This window comes from Collimonas rhizosphaerae (assembly GCF_038896935.1).
GTDB classification, from domain to species: Bacteria; Pseudomonadota; Gammaproteobacteria; order Burkholderiales; family Burkholderiaceae_D; genus Collimonas; species Collimonas rhizosphaerae.
Genome location: NZ_JBANDC010000008.1, coordinates 65576 through 91902 on the forward strand (window position 1 = coordinate 65576; position 26327 = coordinate 91902).

Consider the following 26327-nt stretch of genomic DNA (forward strand, 5'->3'; position numbering starts at 1 on the left):
CGCAAAACCAGGTACGCCGTCTCTTCCACATTTGCGGTTATTCATCATCGGAAATTCCCAAGGCTAGAGTAAAGGACGGTAGGAGTCAGTGCCAGGCTGCGAACTGCGCGTCGGCCTTGCTGCCGACCAGGCACATCTTCAGGCTCTGCGCCTGCGCCGGCTTGAACAGCTTGGCTTCCAGCCGCGATTGCACGTAGCGGCCGGTACAGTCGCGATAGTCGCCGACGGTGGCCGAGGTCTTGGCGCACAGCTTGAGGTTGGTCAAGGCGTTGGCGCCGGGGATCAGGCCGCCCGGGGAGGAGATCGGCACATTGGTGGCGCAATCGAGCAGGCTCAGCGGGCCGCGGTTGACGCTCCAGCCGATATCCATGAACAGCGCCGGCGTCAGGTCGAGGTCGGCCTGGGCGATCACGGTGGCGCTGGCGCTAGGCGCCATCAAGGCGGTAGGCACCGTCAGCTGGTCGAAATGCGAAATGGTCGACCCCGGCAAGAATCCCGGCGGTGCGTAGAGCTTGACGCGCCGCACGGCCTGGCCGTTGGCGTCCACGCCATCCGCCAGCACGGCAGCCAGGTGGCGGTCCGCATAGGGTCCGATGCCTGCCGCGGCCAGTCCTTGCAGGTTGGCCTTGAGCTGGTTGCCCAGCGCCTGCGTCACCAGCACGGTCGGGATGGTGATCTGCGCCGCTACGTTGGCGTCGCCGGCGGCCATCGGCGCCAGCGCGTCAGGCTTGTTGCTGGCGATGACCACCGCTACCGCGCCGGCTTGCTGGGCATTGAGCGTCTTCTGCGAGAAATTGCAGACGCCGCGGTCGATCAGGGCGATGCGGCCGGCGAGCGCCGCGCCGTTGGTGACCGGCAGGCAGCCGTCGGTATGGATGACGTTGCCGGCGTCGGTATAGGTCGCTTGCACCAGGCTGCCGGTAAACGCCGCACTGCTGGCGGGCGAACCGAAATCCGCGGTGGCGAACGGGTTATAACCGGCCGCCGCGGCCGGCGCCGAGATGTGCAGGGCGATTTCGGGCTGCAGCTTGACCGGCACTTCCGTCGTCACCTGCGGCCCGGTCCATACCAGGTTGTCGCTGATGCGGGCGGCGGCGCGCTGGGCGTCGCTCATCGCATTCCAGTCGAGTCCGCCGGCGCTGCGCATGTAGCGGTTGTAGATCCGGCTCGGGTCTGCCGCGGCGCGCACAGTGGAATTGTCGCCGGTAAAACCCAGACCGTGGCCGATTTCGTGGGTGACCACGTCGAGGAAATTGGTTTGTCCCTTCGGCGTGCGGCCGTCCAGCCCGTAATACCAGCCCTGGCCGGCGCCGCCGATATCGATGTCGGTGGTGAACTGCGACTGGATATCGTCTTTTCCCGGATTGTTCTGGGCGCCGCGCAGGGCATTGGCCAGCGCGGCGTTGTACCAGGTATTGGCCAGCGGAGCATTGGCGAAATCGCGATAGCTGCTGATCGGACCGGCCTGGCCCAGGATATTGTTGCCGGCGGCATTCTGGCCGAGCGAAGCGAACGACGCTTGCACTCGCACCGGCACCGCGCTGTTGAGCAGCGCGCCATACATTTCGAGCGCAAACTGATAGACCAGGCGGCGTTGTTCGCCCAGGGTTTTGCCCGGATTGCCGCCCACCGGCGCTGCCGCGGTAAGGTCATTCAAGCCAGCCCCGGGCGCATCCTGGTTGACCAGGACAAAATCAGCGGCGTGCGCCATCGGCATACCGGCAAGGAGGACGACAAGTCCGGCACTGCAAGCGAGGTTTCTCATCAGCGCACCTCGTTTTTCTTCTCAGGCGCTACCGTGTCATTGGAGTGCTGCACGACGACACGGCCGTCCGCTCCTTTCACCGCGACCAGCGGCGAAGGCGCGGTTTCCACCATCTCGACGCCGTCGCCAGGGCGCTTGGCCTGGTTCTGGGTTGCCGGACCTGCCTTGGGAGCGTTGGCCGGGGCGGCAGGCTGGTCTGCCGCCGCTGCTGATGCTGCTGCTGCGAGAGCCAGCGACAAGACGAACAAACCGCTACATGTGTACCTGGTATGCATATTCATTGCCGAGATTCCTTTATGAGGCCTTGCTTGTTCCTGCGGGAATGGTAGGTGATACCGGTTCTTACGGATGGATCTCGTACCAAACCGCGCATCACGGCGACGAGACTCTTTCTCTGATTCTCATTTGGGTTGCCACGCAAGATAAAAAAAAGGGCCATGGACCGGCAAATTATTTATACATAAATGCTTTCCTCTACAATCGCGGTACAAACATCACCGCATGGAAACCTGAAAAGCACACCGATGAAACAGCCCTCCACAGTCATCCTCCAGGCCACCGGCCTGGTTTTCCACTATCCCGAGCGGGAATTGTTCAGCGATTGGTCGGCCGCCATTCCTGCCGGCGTGACGCTGGTGCGCGGCGGCGACGGGCGGGGCAAGAGCAGCCTGCTGCGCTTGCTGGCCGGGGCGCTGCCGGCCCAGGCCGGCAGCTTGTTTATCGATGGGGTATGCCTGGCCGGACAGCCGGAGCGCTACCGGCGGCAGGTATTCTGGATGGATCCGCGCTCGGAAGAATTCGACCAGATGACGGCGCGTGAATATTTCGCATCGCTGCACGCGGCGTATCCGGGGTTTGACGAAACGCAGCTGCCCAGCCTGGCTGACGGCTTGTCGCTGACACCGCACCTGGACAAGAAGCTGTTCATGCTGTCCACCGGCAGCAAACGGAAAGTCTGGCTGGCGGCGGCGTTTGCCGCCGGCGCCCGGCTCAACCTGCTGGACGATCCGTTTGCCGGACTGGACAAGGCGTCCATCAACTTTGTCGTCAAGACGCTCAACCAGGCCGCGGCCGATCCGGCGCAAGCCTGGGTGATAGCGCTTTACGAAGCGCCGGAGGGAGTGCCGCTGGCAGCGTTGATAGATTTAGGGGATTGAAAACAAATCCCTAAACCTGCGGCGCCATGCCCAGCTGTTCGGCAGCAAGCTCCGCCAGCATCATGGTCGCTACGTGGGTGTTGACCGCCGTCACCTCCGGGATCACCGAAGCGTCGACCACCATCAGCCGCTCGACGCCCCATACCCTGAAACGCGCGTCCACCACGCTGTTGTCAGGACTGCCGCCGGCCGAACAGGTGCTGACATAGTGGAAACCGGCGCCGCCGTTTTGCGCGATGAACGCCAGTTTCTCGCTGCGCGTATTCAGCACGGACGGGGTGCTCAGTCCCGCCGAGAACGGTTTGAGGGCGCGGCTGTTGCCGATGTCGATGGCGCGCTCCAGGCCGAGGATCATGTTGTCCTGGTCGACCCGTTCCTGCAGGTAGCGCGGATCGATGCGCAACGCCTTGCGCGGATCGGCGCTGACCAGCTTGGCGGTGCCCCGGCTGCGCGGTTTCGCAAGGAAGGGCGCAATGCTGAAGCCGGCGCCAACCGGCAAGGCATTGGTCAGGAAAGGGCTCTGCAGGCACATTACCTGGACATCCGGCGCCCACAGGCGCGACCGGTTGCTGAAGTAGGCGAACGCGGAAGCGCCGTTCGATATCGGCGGCGGCAAGGCTGCCTGCGACTTGAACAGGATATTCAGCAGCAGGATATGGTCTTGCAGGTTTTTCCCGACATGGGGCATCTCATGCAATAGCGGGATGCCAAGCGGTGCAAGCTGGTCGGCGCAGCCAACTCCCGACAGCATCAGCAATTTCGGCGATTCGAAAGCGCCCGCGCAAAGGATGGTTTGCCGCGTGGCCGTAATTTTCTTCGGCACGCCGTCAACGATGGCGTTGATGCCGTGGCATCTGTCTCCCTGCAGCTCCAGCCTGGTCACCAGCGTATCTGACAGCACCGTCAGGTTCGAACGCGTCAGCACCGGCACCAGGTAGGCTTGCGCCGGCCCCGAGCGGCGGCCGTCCGCGGTCGCATTTACTTCCGCGACACCGATGCCGTCCAGCAAACCGCCCGCATTCAGTTCGATTTCGCCCAGGCCGAATTCACGTCCGGCGGCAAGGTAAGCCGGCGTCAGCGGATGCTGCGGCGCATAGCGGCCGAAGGTGATCGGGCCGGTGCCGGCCGGCGAGCGCAAGGGGCGTGCGTTCGGCAGCGGCGTCGCCAGCCGCAGGTAGGCGCGATGCAGCGCCGGCAGGTTCCATTCCGGACCGACTTGTTCCGCCCAGTGCAGGTAATCGCGGACATCGCCGCGCAGCCAGATCATGGCGTTGATGCTGCCCGATCCGCCCCAGATTTTTCCTCCCGACGCCGCCTGCCGGCGATTGCCCAGGCCCGGCTCCGGGATGCTGGTGCGTCCCCAGTCGGTATCGCTGAACAGGTTCTGCTGCCACAGCTGGGCCTGCGCTATCTTCGGCTGGTCGATGTCGGCGCCGCCTGCCTCGACCAGCAGCACCGAAGCGCCGCTGGCCGAAATGCGGTTAGCTAGTATGCATCCCGAGGAACCGGCGCCAACGATAATATAGTCATATTCGTCGCGCAGCGCCGCGCGCTGGGCGGCCTGGTTGCGATTGGCGGCCTCGGCATGCATCGCCAGCAAACTGGCCGAACTGGCGCTGACGCCGAGCGCAAGCAAGCGCGCAAGAAAATCGCGGCGGCCGATCCTGCCGCTGAGCGCTGCGCGCTCCAGTTCGTCGATCTTCGATCCTGTGCTCATGTCGTGGTCCATTGAATCTCCCGTTGATGCCAAACCGGCAGGAAACTATAGGTACTAAGCGCAGCTGTGTATGTTGCGTCGGCGGCCAATTTTATTGCTGACGGAGACAATCGATACCCGACAAGATCTACGCCGCGCGATTGTCCCGGCCAGCAATAAAATTGGCCGCCCGCGCAACATACATGGACCGCTTAAGTACCTATAGTCACTCCGAAGGTTTGACTGACCGTACAACCTCGCCAGTCAGCGACCACACAAAGGAGCAATGAATTGAATATCAAAGGTTCTGTAGTTTTTGTGACCGGCGCCAACCGCGGCCTCGGCCTGGCGTTCGTGCACGGCTTGCTGGCCGCCGGCGCCAGGAAGGTGTATGCCGGCGCGCGCGATCCGGCAACGATCTCGATACCGGGCGTGCAGACCATCAAGCTCGACATCACCAATCCGGACGAGGTACTGGCTGCGGCGACGATCGCCGCGGACACCAATATACTCATCAATAACGCAGGCATCCTGGCGCCAGGCGCCTTCCTCGGCGAGAACGGCGCCGCAGCCAGCCGCCGGCAGCTGGAAACCAATTTCTTCGGCACCCTGGCCATGGCCCAGGCATTTGCGCCGGTCCTGCACGAGAACGGCGGCGGCGCCATGGTCAACGTGCTGTCGGTGCTGAGCTGGCTCAACCTGCCGCCGATCGGATCCTATTGCGCGTCGAAGGCCGCCGCATGGGCGCTGACCAACGGCCTGCGCAACGAGTTGCGGGGCAACCGCACATTGGTGGTCGCCGTGCATGCGGCTTATATCGACACCGACATGGCCAAGCACGTCGAAGGCCCGAAAACCAGCCCGGAAGAGGTAGTCCGGCAAACGCTGGAAGCCATCGAACTCGGCCGCGAAGAAGTCCTGAGCGACGACATCACGAAAAAGGTAAAACTGGAATTGAACGCCGAACTTCCCATCTACGTACGGGAATGGAGTAAATAAGACCACCGCAAGCTCTCTCAACCAAAGCCTCGCATTCACAACACCGAGGCTGTTGCGAAACAAAACCGCCGCCGTTTGCCTACCGGCCGTACTGCACTTGCCGTACGGCCCGGGACCGGCACGCCTGCGCACTCAGTTTCGCAGCTGCCGCGCCACAAAAAACTTGGAAAGCGCACTATGCTGATTCGAAATTCCTGGTACGTCGCCGCACTGTCGTCTGAAATCAAGACCGAATTGTTCGCTCGCAAAATCCTGAACGAAAACATCGTCATGTACCGCACCTCGGACGGTACGCTGGCGGTGCTCGAGGACCGCTGCCCGCACCGCCAGGTGCCGCTGTCGAAAGGCCGGCTCCAGGGCGACACGCTGGTCTGCTGGTATCACGGCCTGCAGTTCGACGCCAAGGGCAAGTGCATCCACATCCCCAGCCAGCAGCTGATTCCCCAGCGCGCCTGCGTCAAGACGTATCCGGCCGCCGAAAAATACGGCTTCGTGTGGCTGTGGATGGGCGAACCCGCGCTCTCCGACGAGGCGCTGATTCCCGATCACTCGGTATGCAGCTCGGCGCAGTTCGCCGGTGAAATGTGCTACACCCACGTGCTGACGGATTACCGCCTGGCGATCGACAACCTGCTCGACCTGACCCATATCAATTACGTGCATACGGAAACCATCAGTTCGATAGCGGTGGCCGAAACGCCGCCCGCTATCACCGTGAGCGAGCGCGAAGTGCGTGTGAGCCGGGTGCTGCGCAAGGAAAAGAATTCGCCGCTGCTCAGGAAAATGATGGGGCTCGACTATATCGACCGCACCCAGGAAGTGATTTTCTGGCCGGTCGGGAACACGCGGGTCGAAACCACCGCGCGCGCGCCCGGCGAAACGGACGGCATCGCGCTGCGCCTGTTCACCACGTCGATTTTCACGCCTGAAACGGTCGACAGCAGCCATATCTGGGTCGGCATGCATCGTGATTTTGCGCTCGACAACCAGCCGCTGACGCAGATGATCCTGCAAGAAGTGGTCAAGACCGTGCTCGAGGACAAGGACGTCACCGAACACCTGCAGCAGAACTGGAAACAGAGCGCACCCATCGTCCACCTCGCGGTCGACCAGGCCGCCGCGGCTGCGCGCCGCATGCTGGCCGACCTGCGGCTGCAGGAGGCAGGCGTGCGCGAGCGGGGCATCGTTGAATTCGACTTGCGCAACGCGACGCCCGTAGATAGCAGGATGGGCGAAGCCGGCGTCGAAGTCGTCTAGCTATTGCGGCAGGGCAGGCTTGCCGGGTATCGACAGTTCGTTCGGTAATCCGGCGTCGATATGGCAAGGAGCGCATGGCTCCGCTCCGCGCCATATGAATAATGTGCACATCGATATACGTACGACAGTGCGCTGCAGCAAATTGTCTCGCGCAGCAATCAAATTGGCCGCCGCCGCAACAGACACGGCACAACGTAATCCATATAGTCGTCTCGTAGATCGAGCGGCCGTGTACAACGGCGCAACGCCGGCCTGCCCTCGCCGCGCAGCGCAGCGTTTCCCCGGCAATCAAATAACGGAGTATCGAATGACATCCAGCTTGAGCATGAGCGAAGCGGCATTGTTGGTTCAGGAACTGGCCGCGCAGGATATCGACATGGACGCGATTCTGCGCCGGCGCGCCGCGGCAACGCCGGACGAGGTCGCTCTGCGTTTCCTGAAAAACGGCGAAGACGACATCGTTGAATTGACCTATCGTCAACTCGACTTGCGCGCCGCCCGCCTGGCCCGCCAGCTCAAACAGCAGCTGGCGCCGGGCGCGCGGGTGCTGCTGGTGCTGGAGCCGGGCCTGAACTACGTCACGGCGCTGTTCGCCATTTTCAAGGCCGGCGCCACCGCGGTGCCGTCGTTTCCGCCGGTCGGGACCCGCGCCGTCTCGCGCTTCGCCAGCATCTGCAACGACTGCAATGCGCAGCTGGTGATCGCCGAAGGCAGCTTGCAGGCCTCGGTCGACCGCCTCAATGCTTCGCTCTCCGCCGAAGGAAATGTTCCTGAATGGCTGTTTGTCGGCAGCGATTTTTTCGAGACGCAGGACACGCAGCAAATACCTGCGCAGGCGGATGACGCTGCGCGCAGCGGCGCACAGTTTCCGGCGCTGCTGCAATACACTTCCGGCTCCACCGGCAATCCCAAGGGCGTGATCCTGTCCGCCGCCAACCTGATCAGCAACAGCCGCGTGCTCGACATCCGGCTGGGGTCGGCGGAAAAACATATCGGCTTTACCTGGCTGCCGCCCTATCACGACATGGGCCTGATGGGCGCGCTGCTGCTGTCTATCTACAGCGGATTCACGCTGGTGGTGATGACTCCGGCGCATTTCGTGCAGCGCCCGCTGCGCTGGCTGAAAGGCTTGTCGACGCACCAGGCCACCACTTCGGTGGCGCCCAATTTCGCACTCGACCTGTGCGTCGATACGATTACCGAGGAAGAAATCGCCGAGCTCGACCTGAGCAGGCTGAAGATGCTGTTTTGCGGCGCCGAACCGGTACGGCAAGCCACGCTTGACCGCTTCACGGAAAAATTCAAAGCGGCCGGATTCTCCAGCGCGGCGTTTGTGCCGTGTTATGGCCTGGCCGAAGCCACCCTGTTCATTTCAGGCAAATCGGACCGCGACGCCACGCCCCGGACGTTGCTGCTGGACCAGGAATCGCTGGCCTGCGGCCTGGCCCGCCCAGCCGGCACAGATGCGCCCGCCGCTGCAGTCATCAGCTGCGGCACGGTGGCCAGCGGCCACGTCATGGCTGTGGTCGATCCCGATACCCTGCAACAGTTGCCGCCGGGCGCTGTCGGCGAACTCTGGTTCAAGGGCGCCAGCGTGGCGCAGGGCTATCTGAACCAGGCCGAAGCCAGCGCCGAAGTATTCAATGCATTTATTGGCGGCGACCCGCAGGACGGCCCCTACCTGCGCACCGGCGATCTCGGCTTCGTGCTCGATGAAGAGCTGTATATCACCGGCCGCATCAAGGACGTCATCATTTTCGCCGGCCGCAATCTCTATCCGCAAGACATCGAAGCCGCCGCCCAGGCCAGCCACCCGGCGATCCGCACCAACGGCGTGGCGGCATTCTCGGTGACCCGGGATGACGCGGAACAGCTGGTAGTGGTGGCCGAGATCCTGCGTTCAGCCAAGCTCAGCGGCGAAGACCTGGAGAACGTCGAAGACGCGATTGCCGCCGCCATCACCCGCAGCCACGGCCTGGCGCCGCACACCGTGCACCTGGCGCCGGTATCGACGATTCCGTTGACCACCAGCGGCAAGGTGCGCCGCAGCGCCTGCCGCGACGCCTTCAATGCCGGCTCGCTGGCGTACGCCAAGGCCCGTCCCGCGCCATCGGCAACGGTAGCGGTAACCGAAACCGAAACCGAAACCGAAACCGAAACCGACAGCACCACACTTTTCCAACAGGGGTGAGCAGTGACCAATACCAAAACTCCAGCGGTGGCGGCAGCACCTGGCGAGAAAGTGCAAGCGCTCAGGGACGGCGACACCAAGGCGCGCAGGCTGGCTTACCTGACGGTGCTGACACCTGCCGTCGGTTTTATCGCCGCGCTCTGGTATTCGATCCAGTTCGGCTTCAAGCAGCAAGACATGGTGCTGCTCGGCGTCATGTATTTCCTGACTTCGTTCGGCGTCGAGGGCGGATTGCACCGCTTCTTTTCGCATCGTGCCTTCAAGGCAGGACCAGTCGTGACCGCCGCCATCGGCATCCTCGGCTGCATGGCGGCGCAAGGCCCGATCCTGTTCTGGGCGGCGACGCACCGCATGCACCACGTCTTCACCGACCAGGACGGCGACCCGCATTCGCCGCGGGTGCTGTCGCCCGGCCTGCGCGGGCGCATCAAGGCGTTGTGGCACGGCCATGTGGGCTGGCTGTTTACCGTCAAGCGCAGCAACTGGAGCAGCTACGTGCCGGACCTGTTCGGCAGCAAGCTGGTGCTGTTCGTCAACCAGCACTACCTGATCTGGGTGTTCCTCGGCCTGGCGATACCAACCGCGGCCGGCGCTGCGCTGAGCGGCATCGAAGGCGCGGTGGGCGGCCTGCTGTGGGGCGGCCTTGCCCGCATCTTCCTGCTCGACCAGGTGACCTGGGCGGTCAACTCGATCGGCCATACCTTCGGCAAGCGGCCTAACCAGACCAGGGATACCAGCGGCAACATCGGCTGGCTGGCGCTGGTGTCCGCCGGCGGCGGCTGGCACAACAACCACCACGCCAATCCGGCGCTGGCGCACAACGATTTCCATTTCTGGCAGATCGACACCACGGCCTGGGTGATCCGCTTCCTGGGCCTGGTCGGCCTGGCATGGGATATCCGGCAACGCCAGAGCGCCGATCCGCTGGACCAGAAACTTTTCAATAACGATTAACGTCGGGAAAACGCCATGACTACGCAAACCAATGTCTTACCTCCCAAGCCGGCGAGCGCCGCCGGTCCTGCACTGAGGCCGGGCGTCGCACCGCTGACCGGCACCGGCGCCACCATCAAGCAGGTCACCGCGCTGGTGGTCATGCTGGTGCCGCTGGCCGGCTTCGCGGTGGCGCTGCAGCGCGCGCTGGAAGGGCGCATGTCGACCATCGACGTGGTGCTGTTCGGCGTCTTCTATTTCCTCCACATGGGCGGCATCACGATGGGTTTCCATCGCTACCTGGCGCACAAGACATTCAGCACCTCGCCCTTTTTCGAAGGGCTGCTGCTGATCAGCGGCTCGATGGCGGCGCAGGGGCCGATCATGTTCTGGGTCACCACCCACCGCCGCCACCACACCTACAGCGACCAGCACGGCGATCCGCATTCGCCCAACCTGCACGGCCCGGGGCTGCTCGGCCGCCTGCGCGGCATCTGGTACGCGCACATGCCGTGGATGCTGGCCAGGGACGTGTCGGGCTGGAATTTCTTTGCCCCGGATATCCTCGCCAACCGCAAGCTGTTCTTCTACCACCGCACCTACGGCCTCTGGATCGTGCTCGGCCTGGCGCTGCCGGCGGCCATCGGCGGCGCGGTCGGCGGCACCTGGGACGCGGCGTTCAGCGGTTTCCTGTTCGGCGGGCTGGCGCGGATTTTCCTGGCCAACCAGGCTGCCTGGTGCGTCGGCTCGGTGTGCCACATGATCGGCGGCAAACCGTTCAAGACCGACGACAACAGCGCCAACAACTGGACCGTCGCCATCCTCACCTTCGGCGAAGGCTTGCAGAACAACCACCATGCATTCCCGGGATCGTACCGGCACGGCGTGAAATGGTGGGAGCCGGACCTGAGCGGCTGGCTGCTGGCCGGGCTGGGAAAAATCGGCGTGGTCTGGAACCTGCGCTCGCCTGACGAAAAAGCGATTGAAAAGATGCGGATGCGCGCCCGCTGAACGCTGCAAAACTCAAACACATATCTGATTCACATTCATCCCAGGAGAAACCATGTCTCAAGAAAACAAGTCGGGCGGCCTGTTCGGCTTCTTCCGCAAAGGCGGAGAGGAAGTCCAAAGCAATGAGCCGTTAAGCGAAGAAGTGATCCGCCAGTGGCTGGTCAAGCGGCTGGCCAAGCAGGTGAAGGTCGACCCGAGCGCAATCGACACCGCCAAGAAGTTCGAGCTGTACGGCCTCGATTCGATTGTCGCGGTGCGGGTTTCCGGCGACCTGGAAAAACTGGTCGAGCAGCGCCTGTCGCCGGCGCTGCTGTTCGAACACCCAAGCATCGACGAGCTGAGCGCTCACCTGGCCACCGAACTCGGGCTCAACGCCATCGCATAATCTGGGAGAAATCAATGCCGTCCGCAACTAGTTACCCTTCATCGCCGGGACCCGAATTCGAGGCGTTCCTGGACAAGAGCAAGACCCTGGAAGGCGCCCGCCTGGCCGAAGCGATCCCTAAATCGTATTTCGAACCGCAAGCCTGGCGCGGCCTGGCCGGTTTCTTCATCAGCTATGCGCTGTATATCGGCGCCATTGTCGGCGTCGCCTATGCGCCGCACTGGGGCTTCTATATCCCCCTGTACATCGTCGCCGGGCTGGGCGGATGGGGCCTGCATTGCATCGCGCACGACTGCGGGCACAATTCGTTCTCGCGCAACAAGAAGCTCAACATCGCCATCGGCCACCTGTCGCTGCTGCCGCTGCTGTATCCGTTCTATTCATGGAAGCATGTGCACAACCTGCATCACTTCCACACCAACAACCTTGAGCTCGATACCGACTGGCGGCCGATCCCGCGCGACATGTACAAACGCATGTCGTTCGGCCAGCGCTTCGTCTACATGGGCACCCGGACCTGGCTGTTCTGGGCCGGCACCATCAATTACTGGATCGTGTCGGGCTTTCGTCCAGGATTTTTCCCGAAGAAGGACATGCGCAGCGATGTCAAACGTTCGATCGCTTTCGTCGTGCTGGCGTCGATTGTGTATTTTTCGGCGCTCATCTACTTTACCGGCATCGCAGGCTTCTTCCTGCTGTTCTTTGCGCCGTGGATCGCGATCCATACCTGGTTCAGCGTGACTACGCTGATGCACCACACCTCGGCCGACATCCCGTTCCTGACCTCGGAACACTGGACGCCGAACGCTAGCCGCATGCTGGTCACCACCGACTACCGCTATCCGAAATGGCTGCTGTTCCTGACCCACAATATCTCTATCCATACCGCCCACCATGTGGCGCCGGTGGTGCCGTTCTATAACCTGCAGAAAGCGCAGACGGCGTTGAAGCAGGCTTATCCGGGCATGATCAGGGAAAAGAATTTCAGCTTCGGCGACTTGCTGTGGGTCATAAAGAACTGCCATTTCTACGATCTCGATTCTGGTTATTACAAGGATTCGGCGGAACAGCGTGCCGTGGTCAACGGCGGCGCCACCTCGGTTCCGAATACCTGATCCTTCATCAACCCTCGCCGGGCCAACCGCAGGATCTGACGATATGACTGACATCACTTCACCATCGCCGCCGCTGTCGCAACAGCCGGCGGCAGCCCCGGCCCTCGGCATCGGCGCCAGCCTGGCAAAGGCGGGCTACCAGCTGGGCGGCATGCTGGCGCCCGGGCTGGCCGGACGGATTGCGGCCGACGCCTTCGGCCGTTCGCGCTCGAAAGGCGGCCGCACCTTGTTCAGGATGCCGCTGGGCGCGCAAACCTTCGAGATCGCCGGCAATGAAGACGTACGCCACGGCTATCTCTGGAGAAACCAGGGCCCTACCGTGCTGCTGGTGCACGGCTGGGGCTCCGACAGCAGCAGCATGATCGGTTTCGTCAAGCCGCTGCTGGCGCTCGGGTTCCAGGTGGCGTCGTTCGATGCACCGGCGCATGGCGAATCGGCCGGCAACAAGACCACCATGACGCGCTTTGTCAAAGCGGTCGGCGCGGCCATCAAGTCGCTCGACAACGTGCAGATCGTGGTCGGCCACTCGCTCGGTTCGATTGCCTCGGTGGCCGCCATCGCCCACGCCAGCCCGAGGCATGCGGAAGCCGTCAAGCGCATGGTGCTGATTGCCGCCCCGGTGTCGCTTTCCACCGTGCTGGAACGCTGGTCGAGCAACCAGCGCCAGCAGCTGCCGCCGGCCGTGATCGGCAAGATCTACGACCGCCTGCACGTGCAGAACGGCGTCCCGGTCAGCCACTGGGATATCAGCGTGCTGGGTGCGGCCATGGATGTGCCGGTGCTGGTGGTGCACGACGAGCATGATCCGGTGGTGCCGCTGACCGAGGCCCAGAGGCTGATGCGCAGCCTGAAAAACGTGCGCCTGGAACAGACCTCTGGCCTGGGGCATAGCCGGATACTGTCGGCCGCCCCGGTCAAGGAACTGATCACCCGCTTCATCAGCGAATCCCATCTGACCTCAACTAGCCTGGAACCTAGCAATGACTGAAACAGAAACTGAATTCAAGACACTGATGTGCCTGGTGTGCGGCTGGATCTATTCGGAAAAGGATGGCGCTCCCAGCGAAGGCCTGGCGCCCGGCACGCGCTGGGACGATATCCCGGACACCTGGACCTGCCCTGAGTGCGGCGTCAAGAAAGAGGACTTCACCATGGTGGAATTTTAAGCTGCACCAGTTGCACCAATAGCGTTGCCACAACCGCATGGGAACCTATCAACTTTGACAGGGTGCCGGAATCCTGCGGCGGCGGTAAGATTTCCGAACGCCGCCAGTCAGCTTGCAGGTTGTCATCGATACCACTAGAAATGGAAGACACTATGTTTATTCATAATGCATGGTACGTCGCGGCGCTGGCGTCCGACCTCAAGGCCGAACTGTTCCCGCGGACCGTATTGAACAAGCACGTCGTGATGTACCGCACCTCCGACGGCAAGCTGGCGGCGCTGGAAGACCGCTGCTCGCACCGCCATGTGCCGCTGTCCAAGGGCTGCCTGGTCGGCGACCAGATCCAGTGCGCCTACCACGGCATCCGCTTCAATGCGGGCGGCACCTGCGTCCACATACCCAGCCAGAAAATCATCCCCCAGCGCGCCAGCGTCAAGTCTTTCCCCCTGGTGGAAAAATACGGTTTCGCATGGATCTGGATGGGCGACCGCGACCTGTGCGACGAAGCGCTGATCCCGGACCATTCCGTCTGCACTTCGCCGCGCCACGCCGGCGAGATGTTCTACGCCCACGCTAATACCGACTACCGTCTCGGCATCGACAATTTCCTTGATCCATCGCATGTGTCCTTCGTGCACTTGAGCACCGTGATGTCGCAAGCGGTCACCGAAGCCTCGCCGGAGATCATGGTGACGCCAAGCGAAGTGCGCGTACGCCGCATCCTGCGCATGGAGAAGAGTTCGCCGCTGCTCAAGAAAATGATGAACCTCGAGCATATCGACCGCATCCAGGATGCGATCTTCTTCCCGGTCGGGAACACCAGGATAGACACCACCGCGCATCCGCCGGGCCAGCCGGAAGGCATGAACATGCGCATCTCGACGCTGGGCATCTTTACCCCGGAAACCGAGACCACCTGCCATCTCTGGGCCGGCCTCTACCGCGATTTCGGCATCGATAGCCAGCCGCTGTCGGACGCCATCGCCAAGGAACTGCGCACCACCATCGCGGAAGACGTGTATATCTGCCAGCAGGCGCAGGCAAACTGGGACAACGACGCTGTGTTCATCCACCTGGCGGTGGACCAGGCATCGATCGCCGCGCGCCAGATCCTGGACGTGCTGCTGCAAAAGGAAACACAAGTGCTGCCACCCACCCTGGTGAAATCCGCGTAACCGCACCGGTTGCACGCAGCAGCACCAGACCGCAAACCACAATATCGATACCAACAGGAGACCGTCATCGTGAGCACCCCCGCCGAACAGTTAGCGCCCACCCCCGAATCCGTCGCCAAGGCGTTCCTCACGCCGCGGACCGATGAGCGGACCCCGGCCACGGCCGGTTTTGAAGGCGCCAGCCGGGTGGAGACCAATGGCCCGAGCGGCAAGCTGGTGTCCTGGCAAGCCGGCCGGGGCCCGACAGTATTGCTGGTCCACGGTTGGGAAGGCCGCTCCAGCGACATGGCGCCGTTCATCCGGCCGCTGCTTGAATCGGGCTACCGCGTGGTGCTGGTCGACCTGCCGGCGCATGGCGAGTCGGAAGGAACGACCTCGTCGATCCCGGCTTGCGCCGCCGCGCTGCTGAAATTCCAGGACCTGATCGGTCCGGTATATGCCGCCATCGCCCACTCGGTCGGCTGCGCCCTCACCGTGGAAGCGGTGCGGCACGGCCTGCAGGTCGAGCGCCTGGTGCTGATCGCGCCGCCGGCGCGCTACTTCGATTACGCGGTCGGCTTCGGCGTCCAGGCCGGCCTGGATCGGCATCAGGTGGCGGCCATGATCGCCTTGCTGAAAGAACAGGGCGTCGATGTCGCCGACGTCGATACGCCGAAAGCCGCCGCCAGCCTCAAGCAGCCGGTGCTGATCGTGCATTCGAACGACGACCGCGTGGTGCCGGTATCGCTTGGCGTGGAAATCGCCGAGGCCTGGCAAGGCGCCCAGCTGCTCCGCTTCGACGGCCTGGGCCATCGCCGGATACTGAAAGCGCAGGAAGTGATCGACGCCGCCCGCGCATTCCTGACGCCCCGCACCAGGACGGCCTGAGAACAGCCAGGACATGACCATGCGGCCCGGTCAGCGATGCGGCGCATCACCTCGACAGCAGCAGATGGTCGCGGTACTGCTTGGGCGACATGTTGAACCAGCGCTTGCAGGCCCGGAACAACGCGCTCTGATCAGTAAAGCCGAGCAGGAAAACCGTTTCCGAAATCGGCAGCTGATGCTGCCCCAGGTACTGTTGCGCCAGGCTGTAGCGCGTATGCTCCACCAGCTCCTGGAAACTGGTGCCTTCGTCCTGCAGGCGCCTTTGCAAGGTGCGTTCGCTGATGCATAGCGCGCTGGCGATGTCGGCCCTTAGCGGCTCGCCGTCCGCCAGCCGGCGCATGATCAGGTCCTGCGTCTTGGCGCGGATGCGGTGCTGGTCGAGCCGGCCAAGGCGCTCGCTGGCGTACCTGTCATGCAAGCTTGCCAGCGACGGATTGGATGACGGCAGGGGCGTCGATATGTCTGTCTTTGAAAGAAAGATCCGGTTGGCTGCCGCCCCGAAACGCAGCGGGCAGCGAAAAGCGTCTTCGTACGGCGCCCGGTCGTCCGGCTCCGGGTGGGTGAATTCGACCGCCAGCGGCCGGATGTCCTGCTTGGTGACCCAGCGGCAGAACGTGACCAGCGTGATCAGGTTGAAATCAAAGCGCTGCCGCGGCACGTTTTTCTGCATGTCGCCGTTGATGGCCAGCGTAAACCAGTAGCCGCCGTCTGTTTCAGTGAGTTCGATGGTGGCGGCGTCGGTCACCAGGCGCAGGTAGCAGATAAGCCGCTCCAGGCTGGCGTACAGGTTTTCGCTGGACATCATGGCGTAGCCGACCACGTCGAAGATGGCGGGCGTGGTCACCTCGGGAACCGACAACCCGATCGCCGGGTTATTCGAACGCAGGGCGGCGACTTTCCACAGGGCGCACAGTTTTTCCGTTGCATAACTGGCGTGAGGATCATTCAGTATCGCGATATCCATGCCTGCTTCGGCGAACAGCGCCGGGACATCCAGGCCGACATTCTTGAACATCTCTGCCACGCCCTTGACCCAGGTAGTGGAACAGGTCAACGCACTTACCTGGCGATGGCTGGGGTTCATTTTTTCTCCTTTCTTTGCATCTTTTCGAAAACTGTTGCGATCGCTCCCCGGCGTGGAAATCGGGAAACGGAGCTGCCGGAATCCTTTGTCTGAATGTGATGGGAAAGAGGGCGGCACATGCGGCCCGGTCATGGGCTGCGGGCAGGGACAGGATCAGGCCCCGCGGCCGAGCGGCGCACAAACGGCTTCGGCATCTTGTCCATGGCCTGGCACGGCGTCGCATGTTGCATTCTTTTTGGCTCCCAATGGCAATACGTCAGCGTCAGCAAGTCATGCCAGGCCGCATGACGGCTGGACAATCCTGGTCCTATCGATGTTTGGTCCGGTATCGGCTGAGCCAGACGTCCCGCCCGGCCGGGATGGTATTGATGCGAATGCCGTTCTGTTGGCGCCAAATTGAGCGGCTGTAGTCTGCTACAAAATATTGCTGTAATGCAGCATATGAGCAGGAATACGTGAAATCAACTGACAGTATTGACAGGTAACCCGGTTTTGACCGGGAAACTGAACCGGTGCTCTAGCAGCCCTGGAACTGATAGCGTTACCAGGCAAAATGAATAATATTTTCAGAGCCGGGTGCAGAGCAACATGACCGTCTTTCCAGGCAAACGCCGCCCGCGGCCGGATAGGCAACAAGAGTGTTAACTCTTGCAAAATCCGCCGCTTCCAGACATTTCCCCTTAGCAATTAAGCATGGCAACGGGTATGATTGTGGGATATTTATCAATTGATATACCAGCACGATATGTTGTCAAAATAATATTCCACTGGTAGCAATTCCATTTCGGGGAATCCCTCATGAGCAGCCTGCTTCAATCCCTGTCGGCCTTGATACAAGGCCGGCAGCATGATCGTATATTGCGTCTCTCTTTCCCACACGACGACGGTCCGCATGCACAGCTGCTGGTCAACAAGCTCGATGCCGTCGAAAGCCTGTCGCGCGATTTTGCGTTCACGGTAGAACTGCTGTCTGACGACGCCAGCCTGGCGCTCAAGGATTTGCAGGGCAAGCTGTTTACCGTGGAACTGGTGCGCGCCGACGGCAGCCTGCGCCACTTCAGCGGCTACTGTTTTGAGTTCCGTTTGATGAAAACCGACGGCAGCATCAGCTTCTACCAGGCCAGGCTCGGCCCCTGGCTGCAGTACTTGCACCTGCGCAAGGACAACTACATCTTCCACGGCAAGACCCTGCACCAGCAGCTCGACAGCATCTTCAGCGACTACGGCACGCTGCCCGACTGGGATTTCCGCGTCGGCGGCGAAGACCCGGCCATGACCGACGCCTTCCAGTTCAACGAATCCGACAGCAACTACGTGCATCGCCGCCTGGAAGCTGCCGGCCTGCTGTATTACTACGAACACACCGCGCAAGGCCACAAGCTGATCGTCACCGACGACTCGACGCAAGCAGCGGCGATCGACGGCGGCCCGGAGATCCGCTTCCAGCGCCACGGCGGCGCCATCGAGGAAGACGGCATCGGCGAGTTTTCGCCGGTGCGGCAGATCGTGCCCGGCTCGGTATCGCTGTCGGCATTCAATTTCAAGAGCCCGGTGCCGATCAACGCCGGCGTGCCGACGCTGAACAAGCAAGGCAATGTGCTCGACATCGAATCCTATGAATATGTCGGCGCCTACGGCGTCAAGAACGCGCAGGATGCCGACAAGCTGTCGCGCTTGCGCATGGAAGAAATCGAGGCGTCAGGCAAGCACTTTGAAGCAGCGGGCAATAACCGCTCGGTCCTGCCTGGACGCTGGTACCGGCTGACCGGCCACTTTGCCTTCAATCCTTTCGGCAGCAATGAAGAAGCAGGCAAGAGCGAATTCCTGATCCTGTCCGTCCATCACATCGCCAGCAACAATTACCTGCAGCAGGCCGACCAGAAAGCCGACTACAGCAACCGCCTGACCTGCATCCGCAAGAGCATCCCATGGCGGCCGGGCCGCGGTTTCAACAGCACCGCCACCAGGATCCTGTCGCCGCAAACCGTCACGGTGGTCGGCCCGTCAGGACAGGGCAGCATCCATACCGATGAATACGGCCGCATCCGCGTACAGTTCCATTGGGACCGCATCGACAATAACGATGAAAAGAGCTCGGCATGGGTGCGCGTCGCCAGTTCATGGGCCGGCGGCGAGCTCGGCGCCAAATCGATTCCGCGGGTGGGATCGGAATGCGTCGTCCAGTGGCTGGACGGCAATCCGGACCGGCCTATCGTCACCGGCAGCGTGTACAACCAGCGCAACATGCCGCCGTGGAAGCTGGCGACCCAGCAGCCGCTGATGGGCTTCAGGAGCCGCGAACTGACACCCGACGGCGGCAACCAGCCAGGCGGCCGCAGCAATCACCTGATCCTGGACGACTCCAACGGAAAAATCCAGGCGCAGCTCAAGAGCGATCATCAGCATAGCCAGCTGAGCCTGGGGCATATCACCCGCATCGAGGACAATGCGGGCCGCAAGGATGCGCGCGGCGAAGGGTGGGAATTGCGGACCGACGGGCACGGCGTGGTGCGTTCGGCCAAGGGGATGCTGATCACCACCGAAGCCCGTGGCAGCGCCGCTTCGCATATCAAGGACATGGGCGAGACCGTGCAGCGCCTCACCTCTGCGCGCGACCAGCATGAAACGCTGGCCGACATGGCGCAGCAGGCGGGGGCGCAGGAAAAGCAAGGGCAGCAGGTCGATATTGCGAAAATCCTGAAGGCGCAGAATGATGCGATCAAGGGTAGCGGTGCTGGTGGCGATGGCGGTTTTCCTGAGCTGTCGGCACCGCACCTGGTGCTGGCCAGTCCTGCCGGTATCGAAACCACAACAAGCGGCAGCACCCATATCGCGAGCGGCCAGAACACCGCGATCACTACCGGCAAGAGTTTATCCATCGCCAGCGGCGACAGCCTGTTTGCCAGCATCCGCCAGACCTTCAGGTTGTTCGTGTACAAAGCCGGCATGAAATTGATTGCGGCCGGAGGCGACATTGACGTGCAGGCGCTGACCAACGGCATCAATATTCTTGCCAAACTCAATATCACGCACACAGCCAATCGCATTACCATCGTCGCCAAGGAAGAGGTGATGATTAACGGCGGCGGCAGCTATGCCAAGTACAACGCCGCCGGCATCGAGCATGGGACGAATGGCACCTATGTGGCCCATGCCGCTACACATAGTCTGCCCGGCCCAGCCAATCTGTCGACGCCAAAATTGCCCGTTCCAGTGAAAACGCCAGAACAAATGGTTTTCAACCTGCATACCTTGGCGGGACAGACGCATAGCATCCCTGAACCATATGAACTGTATCGCGATGGCGCCCTGGTAGAACATGGCGTCACCGACGAATGGGGACGCATCGTCGTGAAGGATCACATTCCGACCAGCAAATATGAAGTGAAACTGAGTGAAGGCAGCAGCCTTACTTTGCCTGTGAATCCGGAAAACAAGGAAGAACAGCAGCGCATCTCAAATCTTGGATTCCGCGATTTGGGCGATGCATCGGATGGACTGACATCGCAAGTGTAGAGGAACAATCCCTGGCCCTGATTAGGTCTCCAGGAAATTATTTTATCCCGTACAAAGCTTGGGGCAACAATGAATTATCACCGTCAGATTTCCAAGGGTTTCCTTGCATTGAGCATCATGGCATTTTCGCAAGCGGCGCTTTCCGATATACCGAAAGAATGCAAAGACATGACAGGAACATATCAGGTCGCCCCCATCACCGAGCCGCGCGGATTGGCTGAAATCAGCCGATATGTGTTGGATATCCCAACGTATGTGCCAGGCGAACCCATTTTTACAGTGGCGATAGATAATGGCAAAGCCTGGCATACGGGACTAGTGAGCGGGACGCGTGTCCTGATAGAGTTAAAAACCACACAGCCTGGCGGCTCAGATACTTTTGCCGATGGAATCGATACGCCATGCCTCTATAAAATCGGAAACGACCTGATTGTGTATCAGGTCGATTTCAGCAAGAGTGATGCAGAAACTCTCAAAGAAGTGACAAAAGGTATTACTGACTACTGGGGCGCGTTTCTAGAAGATGCACAGAACAGAGGAAAAAGTCACGTATTTGATGTGGGAACGCTGCCGCCGCGTGCACTGAATGCCGACACCATACAAAAAACTCATTACGTCGCCATTTTCCTGGATTGGAAAACAGGCATGCCGGTGCCGGAAATTTTGCCCCTGGAAAAAAAATAAACTGATGCCGTGCGAAATGATCCGACATCGCATTAATAAATCGAAAACCACTTGAGACTGATTTGTTCTCAACGATTTGAAGGACACGAATACCATGCCGCCAGATATCAACAAGCTGTTTCGAACCGGGGAATTTCACGTTGATGAACTGTCCCGCGAGGCCAATATCAGCAAGCAGTGGTTGCTCGAAAATCTCAACAACGCTTGGGGTCATCCGATCTCTGCAAATCATCTGGATTTTTTTGTTTGCGCTTCGAATGCGTTTCCGAAGATCGTTGAAGATATTCAAGCAGCAAAAGAAACCGTCGATCTGATTTGCTGGGGATTCGACCCTGGCATGGAGATCGGCAAACGCCAAGGCGGAACCTGGCCACGCGGCCTGACGTATGGTGATTTGTTATCCCAGGTCGCTGCCAGGGGTGTCATCGTTCGATTGATGGTGTGGTATCCCGCCGGTGTCGGCAAGGAACTCGGGTTGATGGCGAACAACCTGCCCGGCTATACCAATAAGGACGATCTCGAACGCGTTGTCAGAGCGTTCAACGACAAGGATGATCCCGATCTCGCAAACTATTACCGGGCTTTCCATCAAACACCTGAGCGCGCGAAACACTGTGTCGACTGGTGGAAAAAAGCCATGTCAGGGAAGATGCCGAATCTGCATGTGCGTCACCGCTGTCAGAGCGCCGATTCCGTTGCGCAGAGCATGCAGGGCGAAACCAATGGCTATACGTCCATTGAAATTGCGGGATTAAAGAGAGTGCCGACGCACCATCAAAAACCTATCCTGATCGATTATGAATGCCCTGGGCCTACCTCGGTGGGGTATGTGATGGGACTCAATTCAACCACCGATTACTGGGATACACCTGAACATATTTACGATGATCCGTTGCGCGGCTACCAGTGGGAAGGGACAACCGATACGTCTAATCTTAGCTTGCACCTGAAACCTTATCGTGACTACGCAATCAGGGTGCAAGGGCCAGCTCTATTTTGTTTGAATCGTAATTTTTCGACGGCATGGGACCGCGCCAATAAGGAATGGGACACTACTCCTTCTGCGGGATCGCTGTCTGCGCTACGGGCGCGGTTCAAAGGGAACCAATTCGTCCCGCCGGCCGGCGCGGACAAGCATATCTCCCAGATCGTCCGTACGCAGCCTGAAGAAAAAGATAAAACCATTCAGGATATCTACTGGCTAGCGACCAGCCAGGCGCGTAACTACATCTACATTGAGAACCAGTATTTCCAGCACACTCCCTGGGCTGAGCATCTCAAGGCCATTCGCTCCAAGTATGCGGAGGCTATGCAAAAAGCCTCCAGGAAACCATCGATTCCTGAATTGTACGTATTTATCCTCATACCTGAACCGGAAAAAGGCGGGATGGTGCCGCGTACTTACGATACCGTAGCCGAACTCGGTGAAGGCGCCAGCATCAAGAAATACGATGATAGCGTCGGCCGTTTCAGAGATATGCAACCGAAGGAAAATGACTCGCTGTTCGCCAAAGTGATGAAAAGCCGCGCACAGTCCGATCTTGGTACTCAAATCGGGAATCGGATCGGAGCCGGCGATGTTATGGATTCCGCAAAACGACCGCCAGTCAGCGCAGCCGATCTAGAAGCACTTGGCATCAAAGTCTTGATTGGCAAACTATATACACAGGGCGGCAATGGTAAATGCCGAGAAATCTATATACACAGTAAATTGATGATTATTGACGATGCCTTCTTCACACTGGGCAGCGCCAACCTGAATTTACGCAGCATGGCTGGCGACAGTGAGATCAACATCGCTTGCATGGATAAAGCTTTGCCAAAAACAATGCGACGGACAGTGTGGGAGAATTTGGCAGGAGGTGGATTGAACGGCGGCGATGGAATGGGCACGTCGATTGAAGACACGCATACCAAATGGATTAATAAAATGAACAATAATGCGACAATCATCGATAAAGCAGCAAAAAACAATGGTGAAACAGCCCGTCTCAGCGACCACATTATCAAATTCTCCGATTCACGTGGCGGTACTGGAATGGGAGTTCGTTTAGCGCAAGTTCCTGCTGGAACTGGCGACATGGGGGACGCTGTCGCATGATTCCATTTTCCACATCGTCAAACGAGAAATACGGTACTTGGCGCCGCTATCTCTCACTACTCCTTCTTTGTCTCCCACTTTCTCAAACGGCCTGCTCCATGGATAACAATTTGCCTCGTAATCAAATTCCTGAATTATTTCATCCGCATCGTACCGAGTTTGCATGCAAGCGCGAATTGAACGTGGCGCCGCCGTTGGACCCGCAGGCTGAGATCTGGTATCAAGAGGCTCTGGCGCTGGATACGCCCGATCTATGGAAGGACGACCGAAACTGGCCGCTCATCATTGAACTATATAAAAAGGCTGCGGACCGCAAACATTGGAAAGCGATGAATAATTTGGCGACGCTATACCAGACAGGAGTATGGGGTCTAAAAGATTCCAACAAGGTGCTCGTGCCGCGGAATCCAGAGGCAGCGATGGCGCTGACCGAAAATGCCATGAGGATGGGCGTACCACTGGCTTACGCAGTGATGGGTAACTATTATGCCGATGGCTTCGTAGTCAAAAAAGATCCGACAGCAGCATGGGCGTTCTGGCAAAAGGCCGCCGACATGGGAAGCAGCTTTGCACAATTTACTGTCGGGCGCAGCTTGAATGCGGTACTGGAAAAAGATGAACCGGAACGCGAACGCTGGAGCAACGAGGTCATTGGCCTCAAAATGCTCGAATGTGCATTCGCGCAGGGCAATGGTGACGCAGCCGAAGCCCTTGGAAGAGATTACAACCTCATTCAGAATAACAAGCCAAAGGCGCTTCAATATTTCCATGAAGCCGTGAAATTCGGCAGCGCCGGAGCTGCAAACGCGTTATTTTCTGAATTCTCAGAAATTAACGGGCTCGCGCCTTATGGCATTGACGAAGCAAGAAGCAGGCGCTATCGGGTGTTTGGGAAAGCCCTTGAGCATAATCCTGACCTGCGCTTTCCTAATTTAGACAACGTGTTGCCATTGCCTCCGGCCAAATTGCCGCAATGGAGTGGCAAATCGGAAGATCTGATCAACGCTGCCCAAGAAATTCACCCGGTGCCGCCAAAGTCCGCATCAGACGCCGCAAGCTAGGTAAACAATAGCTCCCAGCCATTTACCCGTTACCGTTATATCAAACTAAGCGGCGCAGATATTTGTAGAAAAAAGAAATCATCAGATGCTGACACCGTTATTAATGCTGCTTTTGATATGTAGCCCACCTGTAATTCTTACCTGGTTTGTGTCCAAAAAAATTGGGAAAGATTATGTAGCTCAGCACGGAGTGGCAGTTGCACTTTGCGCTATGTCGGTGCCTCTATCTTTCCTGGTAATCCCGATTTTTGTGATGACCCCTGCGGGTGTAATGCTTTCCGTTGTCAGCTGGGTTAAGTTCAAGCGACAGATGGATCAGAAAGGTGAGACTGGATATTGGGTCGCAGGTTTATTAAATGCCGTGCCTTTGCTGTGCACGATCTTAATCGCATCCTTTCAGTTTTACATACTTCATACCGAGCGATGGAATTAACAATGAAGCTCATCACTCGCCGTAAGGTGCTGAGCAACATGCTGGCACTTGGATTGTTTGTCCCACTCTTCGCTTGCGGAGAAGAAAAACAAAAGGGAAGTTTATTTACAAAGAAAAAAATCGTCTTGGATGTCGTTCTCTACAACTATTTGAATCGGCCGATATTCGATATCTATTTAAACGGGATTGATTTAGGTGTCGCAAATTCGTATGGCGGAACAGGTATCGTCTCAGGCGTTTCGATCCCCTTAGGAGCGCAGACTCTGACTTGGCGCGACGCGGGTTCTGGCGAGACATTCGCCGTTAAAAATTCCTTAAACCTTTCTCCAAATCAAATCTCACCAAGTGTGCACTATCTGGGTATTCACATTTATCCTGACCGTACCGCGGAATTCACTTTCAGCGAACACATGCCAGAGACAACCCCGCGCGGACACCACATTATCGAGCTGAGTATGCACACAAGTTACCTATTGTGATCCACCGATGAATATTAAAAAATGTCTACCGTTTACCTTAGCGATCCTTTCTTGTTCATCATTCGCTCGGGGCCATGGGGAAGGTTTCGTGCAAGGAAATTCAGATGGGAAAACCTATCTGTACACAACGGAAACGATCAAAAATAACGAGAAAATCCTGATCCAGTACCCGGCAAAAAATGGCGACATTGAGTGTTGCAAGACAACCTCATCCGTTGGAAAGCTAGTGTCACAAACTGACGTTACAGATGAATTAAACGGAAGTGACGTCCATGTCTACAAAATTGAGCACCAATACGTAAAACCTTTCGTCGGTATCGCCGTGTTTGGAACAGCCGGTCCTGTCAGACAAAGCTCATCAGGCTTGAACATTAAATACGGACAAACATTCGTCAGAACCTGCTTGAGCCAGGAAGGCATTCACCTCCTTGCAACAAAGCACGGCGATCTAAAAACCCACTTATATTTACCTCTTGGATACGACGTGGCGCCCACGTGCGACATTCCAACAAAATGATCGCAGAACGTCTGCGATCATATATAGGAGCTTACCGTGCAGATCATGTGCTCGACCATTAAGCAATGCTGTCTGTTTCTCGTAATGACGCTTCTCACCGGCTTTGTTCATGCTGAGCCCGTCGCAGATGGGAACATGCTGAAAAATTACAGAGAGTCGTTTAATACATCAGCACATCCAATCAAGTACATCTTTGTCGATGCTGAAGGAAAGAATAGAGACAATGGATGCTGCAGTTCAAATGCACCAAAAAAGATTTATATGCTGGATATTTCAGCCAAGGAATCTTCCAATTTCATTTACTCGCCTGAAGTGAACCGTTTGATCAAGCAGAATTTCGAGATAACAATAGACGACACCTCCGTGATTTCAACGCCGGAAACAGATTATCTTGTGCTGACAATGTCGCGGCCGCATGAATACAATCCAGAATCGGTAGGTTGCACAGCAGGGATGGGCGAAGACAGAGCATATTTAATCTCCGTAACGAATAGCCGCATCAAGGTGTTGAACCGAGGATTCTTTAATTGCGCAGGTTCTTACAGAATGATTCATAGCAATGGACAAACCGGTTACGAAATCCTCGAATACCACAAGGGTAGCGATCAGCCTCAGTCCGTACTCTATGTCCTGCAAGACGGAAAACTGATACGAAAAGAAAACGGCCCCTACAAGGAAGATCGCTAATGGCAAAGATAAACTTTGAGACTGTTCCGTGCCTTCTTTGGAGTCGAC

At 59.0% G+C, this 26327-nt stretch carries 23 protein-coding genes; 19 read left to right on the forward strand and 4 right to left on the reverse strand.

Annotated elements, in window-relative coordinates; genetic code table 11:
• Nucleotides 1–85: 85 nt before the first annotated feature.
• Together V8G57_RS12925 and V8G57_RS12930 are read right to left on the reverse strand one after the other, a co-directional pair.
• Nucleotides 86–1711, reverse strand: a complete 1626-nt coding sequence (locus V8G57_RS12925) for a PA domain-containing protein (RefSeq protein WP_342829739.1) — start codon at nt 1709–1711, stop codon at nt 86–88.
• Between the two features lie 53 nt (nt 1712–1764).
• Nucleotides 1765–2046, reverse strand: a complete 282-nt coding sequence (locus V8G57_RS12930) for a hypothetical protein (RefSeq protein WP_342829740.1) — start codon at nt 2044–2046, stop codon at nt 1765–1767.
• A 243-nt stretch (nt 2047–2289) separates the two neighbouring features.
• Between V8G57_RS12930 and V8G57_RS12935 the strand changes: the two genes are divergently transcribed.
• A complete protein-coding gene (locus V8G57_RS12935; RefSeq protein WP_342829741.1) occupies nt 2290–2922 on the forward strand; it encodes an ABC transporter ATP-binding protein in 633 nt (210 codons plus the stop codon).
• 10 nt (nt 2923–2932) lie between these two features.
• Here V8G57_RS12935 and V8G57_RS12940 read toward each other — a convergent pair whose 3' ends face one another.
• Entirely contained in the window at nt 2933–4651 is a 1719-nt protein-coding gene (locus tag V8G57_RS12940) for a GMC family oxidoreductase (RefSeq protein ID WP_342829742.1), read from the reverse strand.
• A 258-nt stretch (nt 4652–4909) separates the two neighbouring features.
• On the opposite strand from V8G57_RS12940, the gene V8G57_RS12945 reads away from it, so the two are divergent.
• The 11 genes from V8G57_RS12945 to V8G57_RS12995 all read left to right on the forward strand — a co-directional run bounded on the left by V8G57_RS12945 (nt 4910) and on the right by V8G57_RS12995 (nt 15717).
• A complete protein-coding gene (locus V8G57_RS12945; protein ID WP_342829743.1) occupies nt 4910–5617 on the forward strand; it encodes an SDR family oxidoreductase in 708 nt (235 codons plus the stop codon).
• 177 nt (nt 5618–5794) lie between these two features.
• A complete protein-coding gene (locus tag V8G57_RS12950; RefSeq protein ID WP_342829744.1) occupies nt 5795–6874 on the forward strand; it encodes a Rieske 2Fe-2S domain-containing protein in 1080 nt (359 codons plus the stop codon).
• A 307-nt stretch (nt 6875–7181) separates the two neighbouring features.
• Nucleotides 7182–9065 carry a fatty acyl-AMP ligase gene (locus tag V8G57_RS12955; protein WP_342829745.1) on the forward strand — a complete coding sequence of 628 codons (1884 nt, stop codon included), beginning with the start codon at nt 7182–7184 and terminating at the stop codon, nt 9063–9065.
• 3 nt (nt 9066–9068) lie between these two features.
• A complete protein-coding gene (locus V8G57_RS12960) occupies nt 9069–10019 on the forward strand; it encodes an acyl-CoA desaturase (protein WP_342829746.1) in 951 nt (316 codons plus the stop codon).
• Between the two features lie 15 nt (nt 10020–10034).
• A complete protein-coding gene (locus V8G57_RS12965) occupies nt 10035–11009 on the forward strand; it encodes a fatty acid desaturase (RefSeq protein WP_144740861.1) in 975 nt (324 codons plus the stop codon).
• Nucleotides 11010–11061: 52 nt separating this feature from the next.
• Nucleotides 11062–11394, forward strand: a complete 333-nt coding sequence (locus V8G57_RS12970) for a phosphopantetheine-binding protein (protein WP_144740858.1) — start codon at nt 11062–11064, stop codon at nt 11392–11394.
• Nucleotides 11395–11408: 14 nt separating this feature from the next.
• Nucleotides 11409–12509, forward strand: a complete 1101-nt coding sequence (locus V8G57_RS12975; RefSeq protein ID WP_144740855.1) for a fatty acid desaturase — start codon at nt 11409–11411, stop codon at nt 12507–12509.
• A gap of 43 nt (nt 12510–12552) precedes the next feature.
• Nucleotides 12553–13497: an alpha/beta fold hydrolase gene (locus V8G57_RS12980; RefSeq protein WP_342829747.1), complete on the forward strand. Its 945-nt coding sequence runs from the start codon at nt 12553–12555 to the stop codon at nt 13495–13497.
• The gene (locus V8G57_RS12985; protein WP_120233877.1) at nt 13490–13675 is read left to right on the forward strand and encodes a rubredoxin; all 186 of its coding nucleotides are present in this window, start codon (nt 13490–13492) and stop codon (nt 13673–13675) included. The genes V8G57_RS12980 and V8G57_RS12985 overlap by 8 nt, the downstream gene beginning before the upstream one ends.
• 152 nt (nt 13676–13827) lie before the next feature.
• Nucleotides 13828–14850 carry a Rieske 2Fe-2S domain-containing protein gene (locus tag V8G57_RS12990; RefSeq protein WP_342829748.1) on the forward strand — a complete coding sequence of 341 codons (1023 nt, stop codon included), beginning with the start codon at nt 13828–13830 and terminating at the stop codon, nt 14848–14850.
• A gap of 69 nt (nt 14851–14919) precedes the next feature.
• Entirely contained in the window at nt 14920–15717 is a 798-nt protein-coding gene (locus tag V8G57_RS12995; RefSeq protein ID WP_342829749.1) for an alpha/beta fold hydrolase, read from the forward strand.
• Nucleotides 15718–15763: 46 nt separating this feature from the next.
• Here V8G57_RS12995 and V8G57_RS13000 read toward each other — a convergent pair whose 3' ends face one another.
• Entirely contained in the window at nt 15764–16801 is a 1038-nt protein-coding gene (locus V8G57_RS13000) for an AraC family transcriptional regulator (RefSeq protein ID WP_342829750.1), read from the reverse strand.
• 798 nt (nt 16802–17599) lie between these two features.
• Between V8G57_RS13000 and V8G57_RS13005 the strand changes: the two genes are divergently transcribed.
• The 7 genes from V8G57_RS13005 (at nt 17600) to V8G57_RS13035 (ending at nt 26279) form a co-directional block, all read left to right on the forward strand.
• Nucleotides 17600–20317 carry a type VI secretion system Vgr family protein gene (locus V8G57_RS13005; RefSeq protein WP_342829751.1) on the forward strand — a complete coding sequence of 906 codons (2718 nt, stop codon included), beginning with the start codon at nt 17600–17602 and terminating at the stop codon, nt 20315–20317.
• Between the two features lie 69 nt (nt 20318–20386).
• Nucleotides 20387–21001, forward strand: coding sequence for a hypothetical protein (locus V8G57_RS13010; RefSeq protein WP_342829752.1), 615 nt, complete (start codon nt 20387–20389; stop codon nt 20999–21001).
• Between the two features lie 94 nt (nt 21002–21095).
• Nucleotides 21096–23102 carry a phospholipase D-like domain-containing protein gene (locus tag V8G57_RS13015; RefSeq protein ID WP_342829753.1) on the forward strand — a complete coding sequence of 669 codons (2007 nt, stop codon included), beginning with the start codon at nt 21096–21098 and terminating at the stop codon, nt 23100–23102.
• A 98-nt stretch (nt 23103–23200) separates the two neighbouring features.
• Nucleotides 23201–24163 (forward strand): SEL1-like repeat protein, encoded by a 963-nt coding sequence (locus V8G57_RS13020; protein WP_342829754.1) that lies wholly within the window; start codon nt 23201–23203, stop codon nt 24161–24163.
• Nucleotides 24164–24598: 435 nt separating this feature from the next.
• Nucleotides 24599–25075: a hypothetical protein gene (locus tag V8G57_RS13025; protein ID WP_342829755.1), complete on the forward strand. Its 477-nt coding sequence runs from the start codon at nt 24599–24601 to the stop codon at nt 25073–25075.
• A gap of 7 nt (nt 25076–25082) precedes the next feature.
• Nucleotides 25083–25592, forward strand: coding sequence for a hypothetical protein (locus V8G57_RS13030; RefSeq protein WP_342829756.1), 510 nt, complete (start codon nt 25083–25085; stop codon nt 25590–25592).
• A gap of 36 nt (nt 25593–25628) precedes the next feature.
• Entirely contained in the window at nt 25629–26279 is a 651-nt protein-coding gene (locus V8G57_RS13035) for a hypothetical protein (RefSeq protein WP_342829757.1), read from the forward strand.
• The last annotated feature ends 48 nt before the right edge of the window (nt 26280–26327 follow it).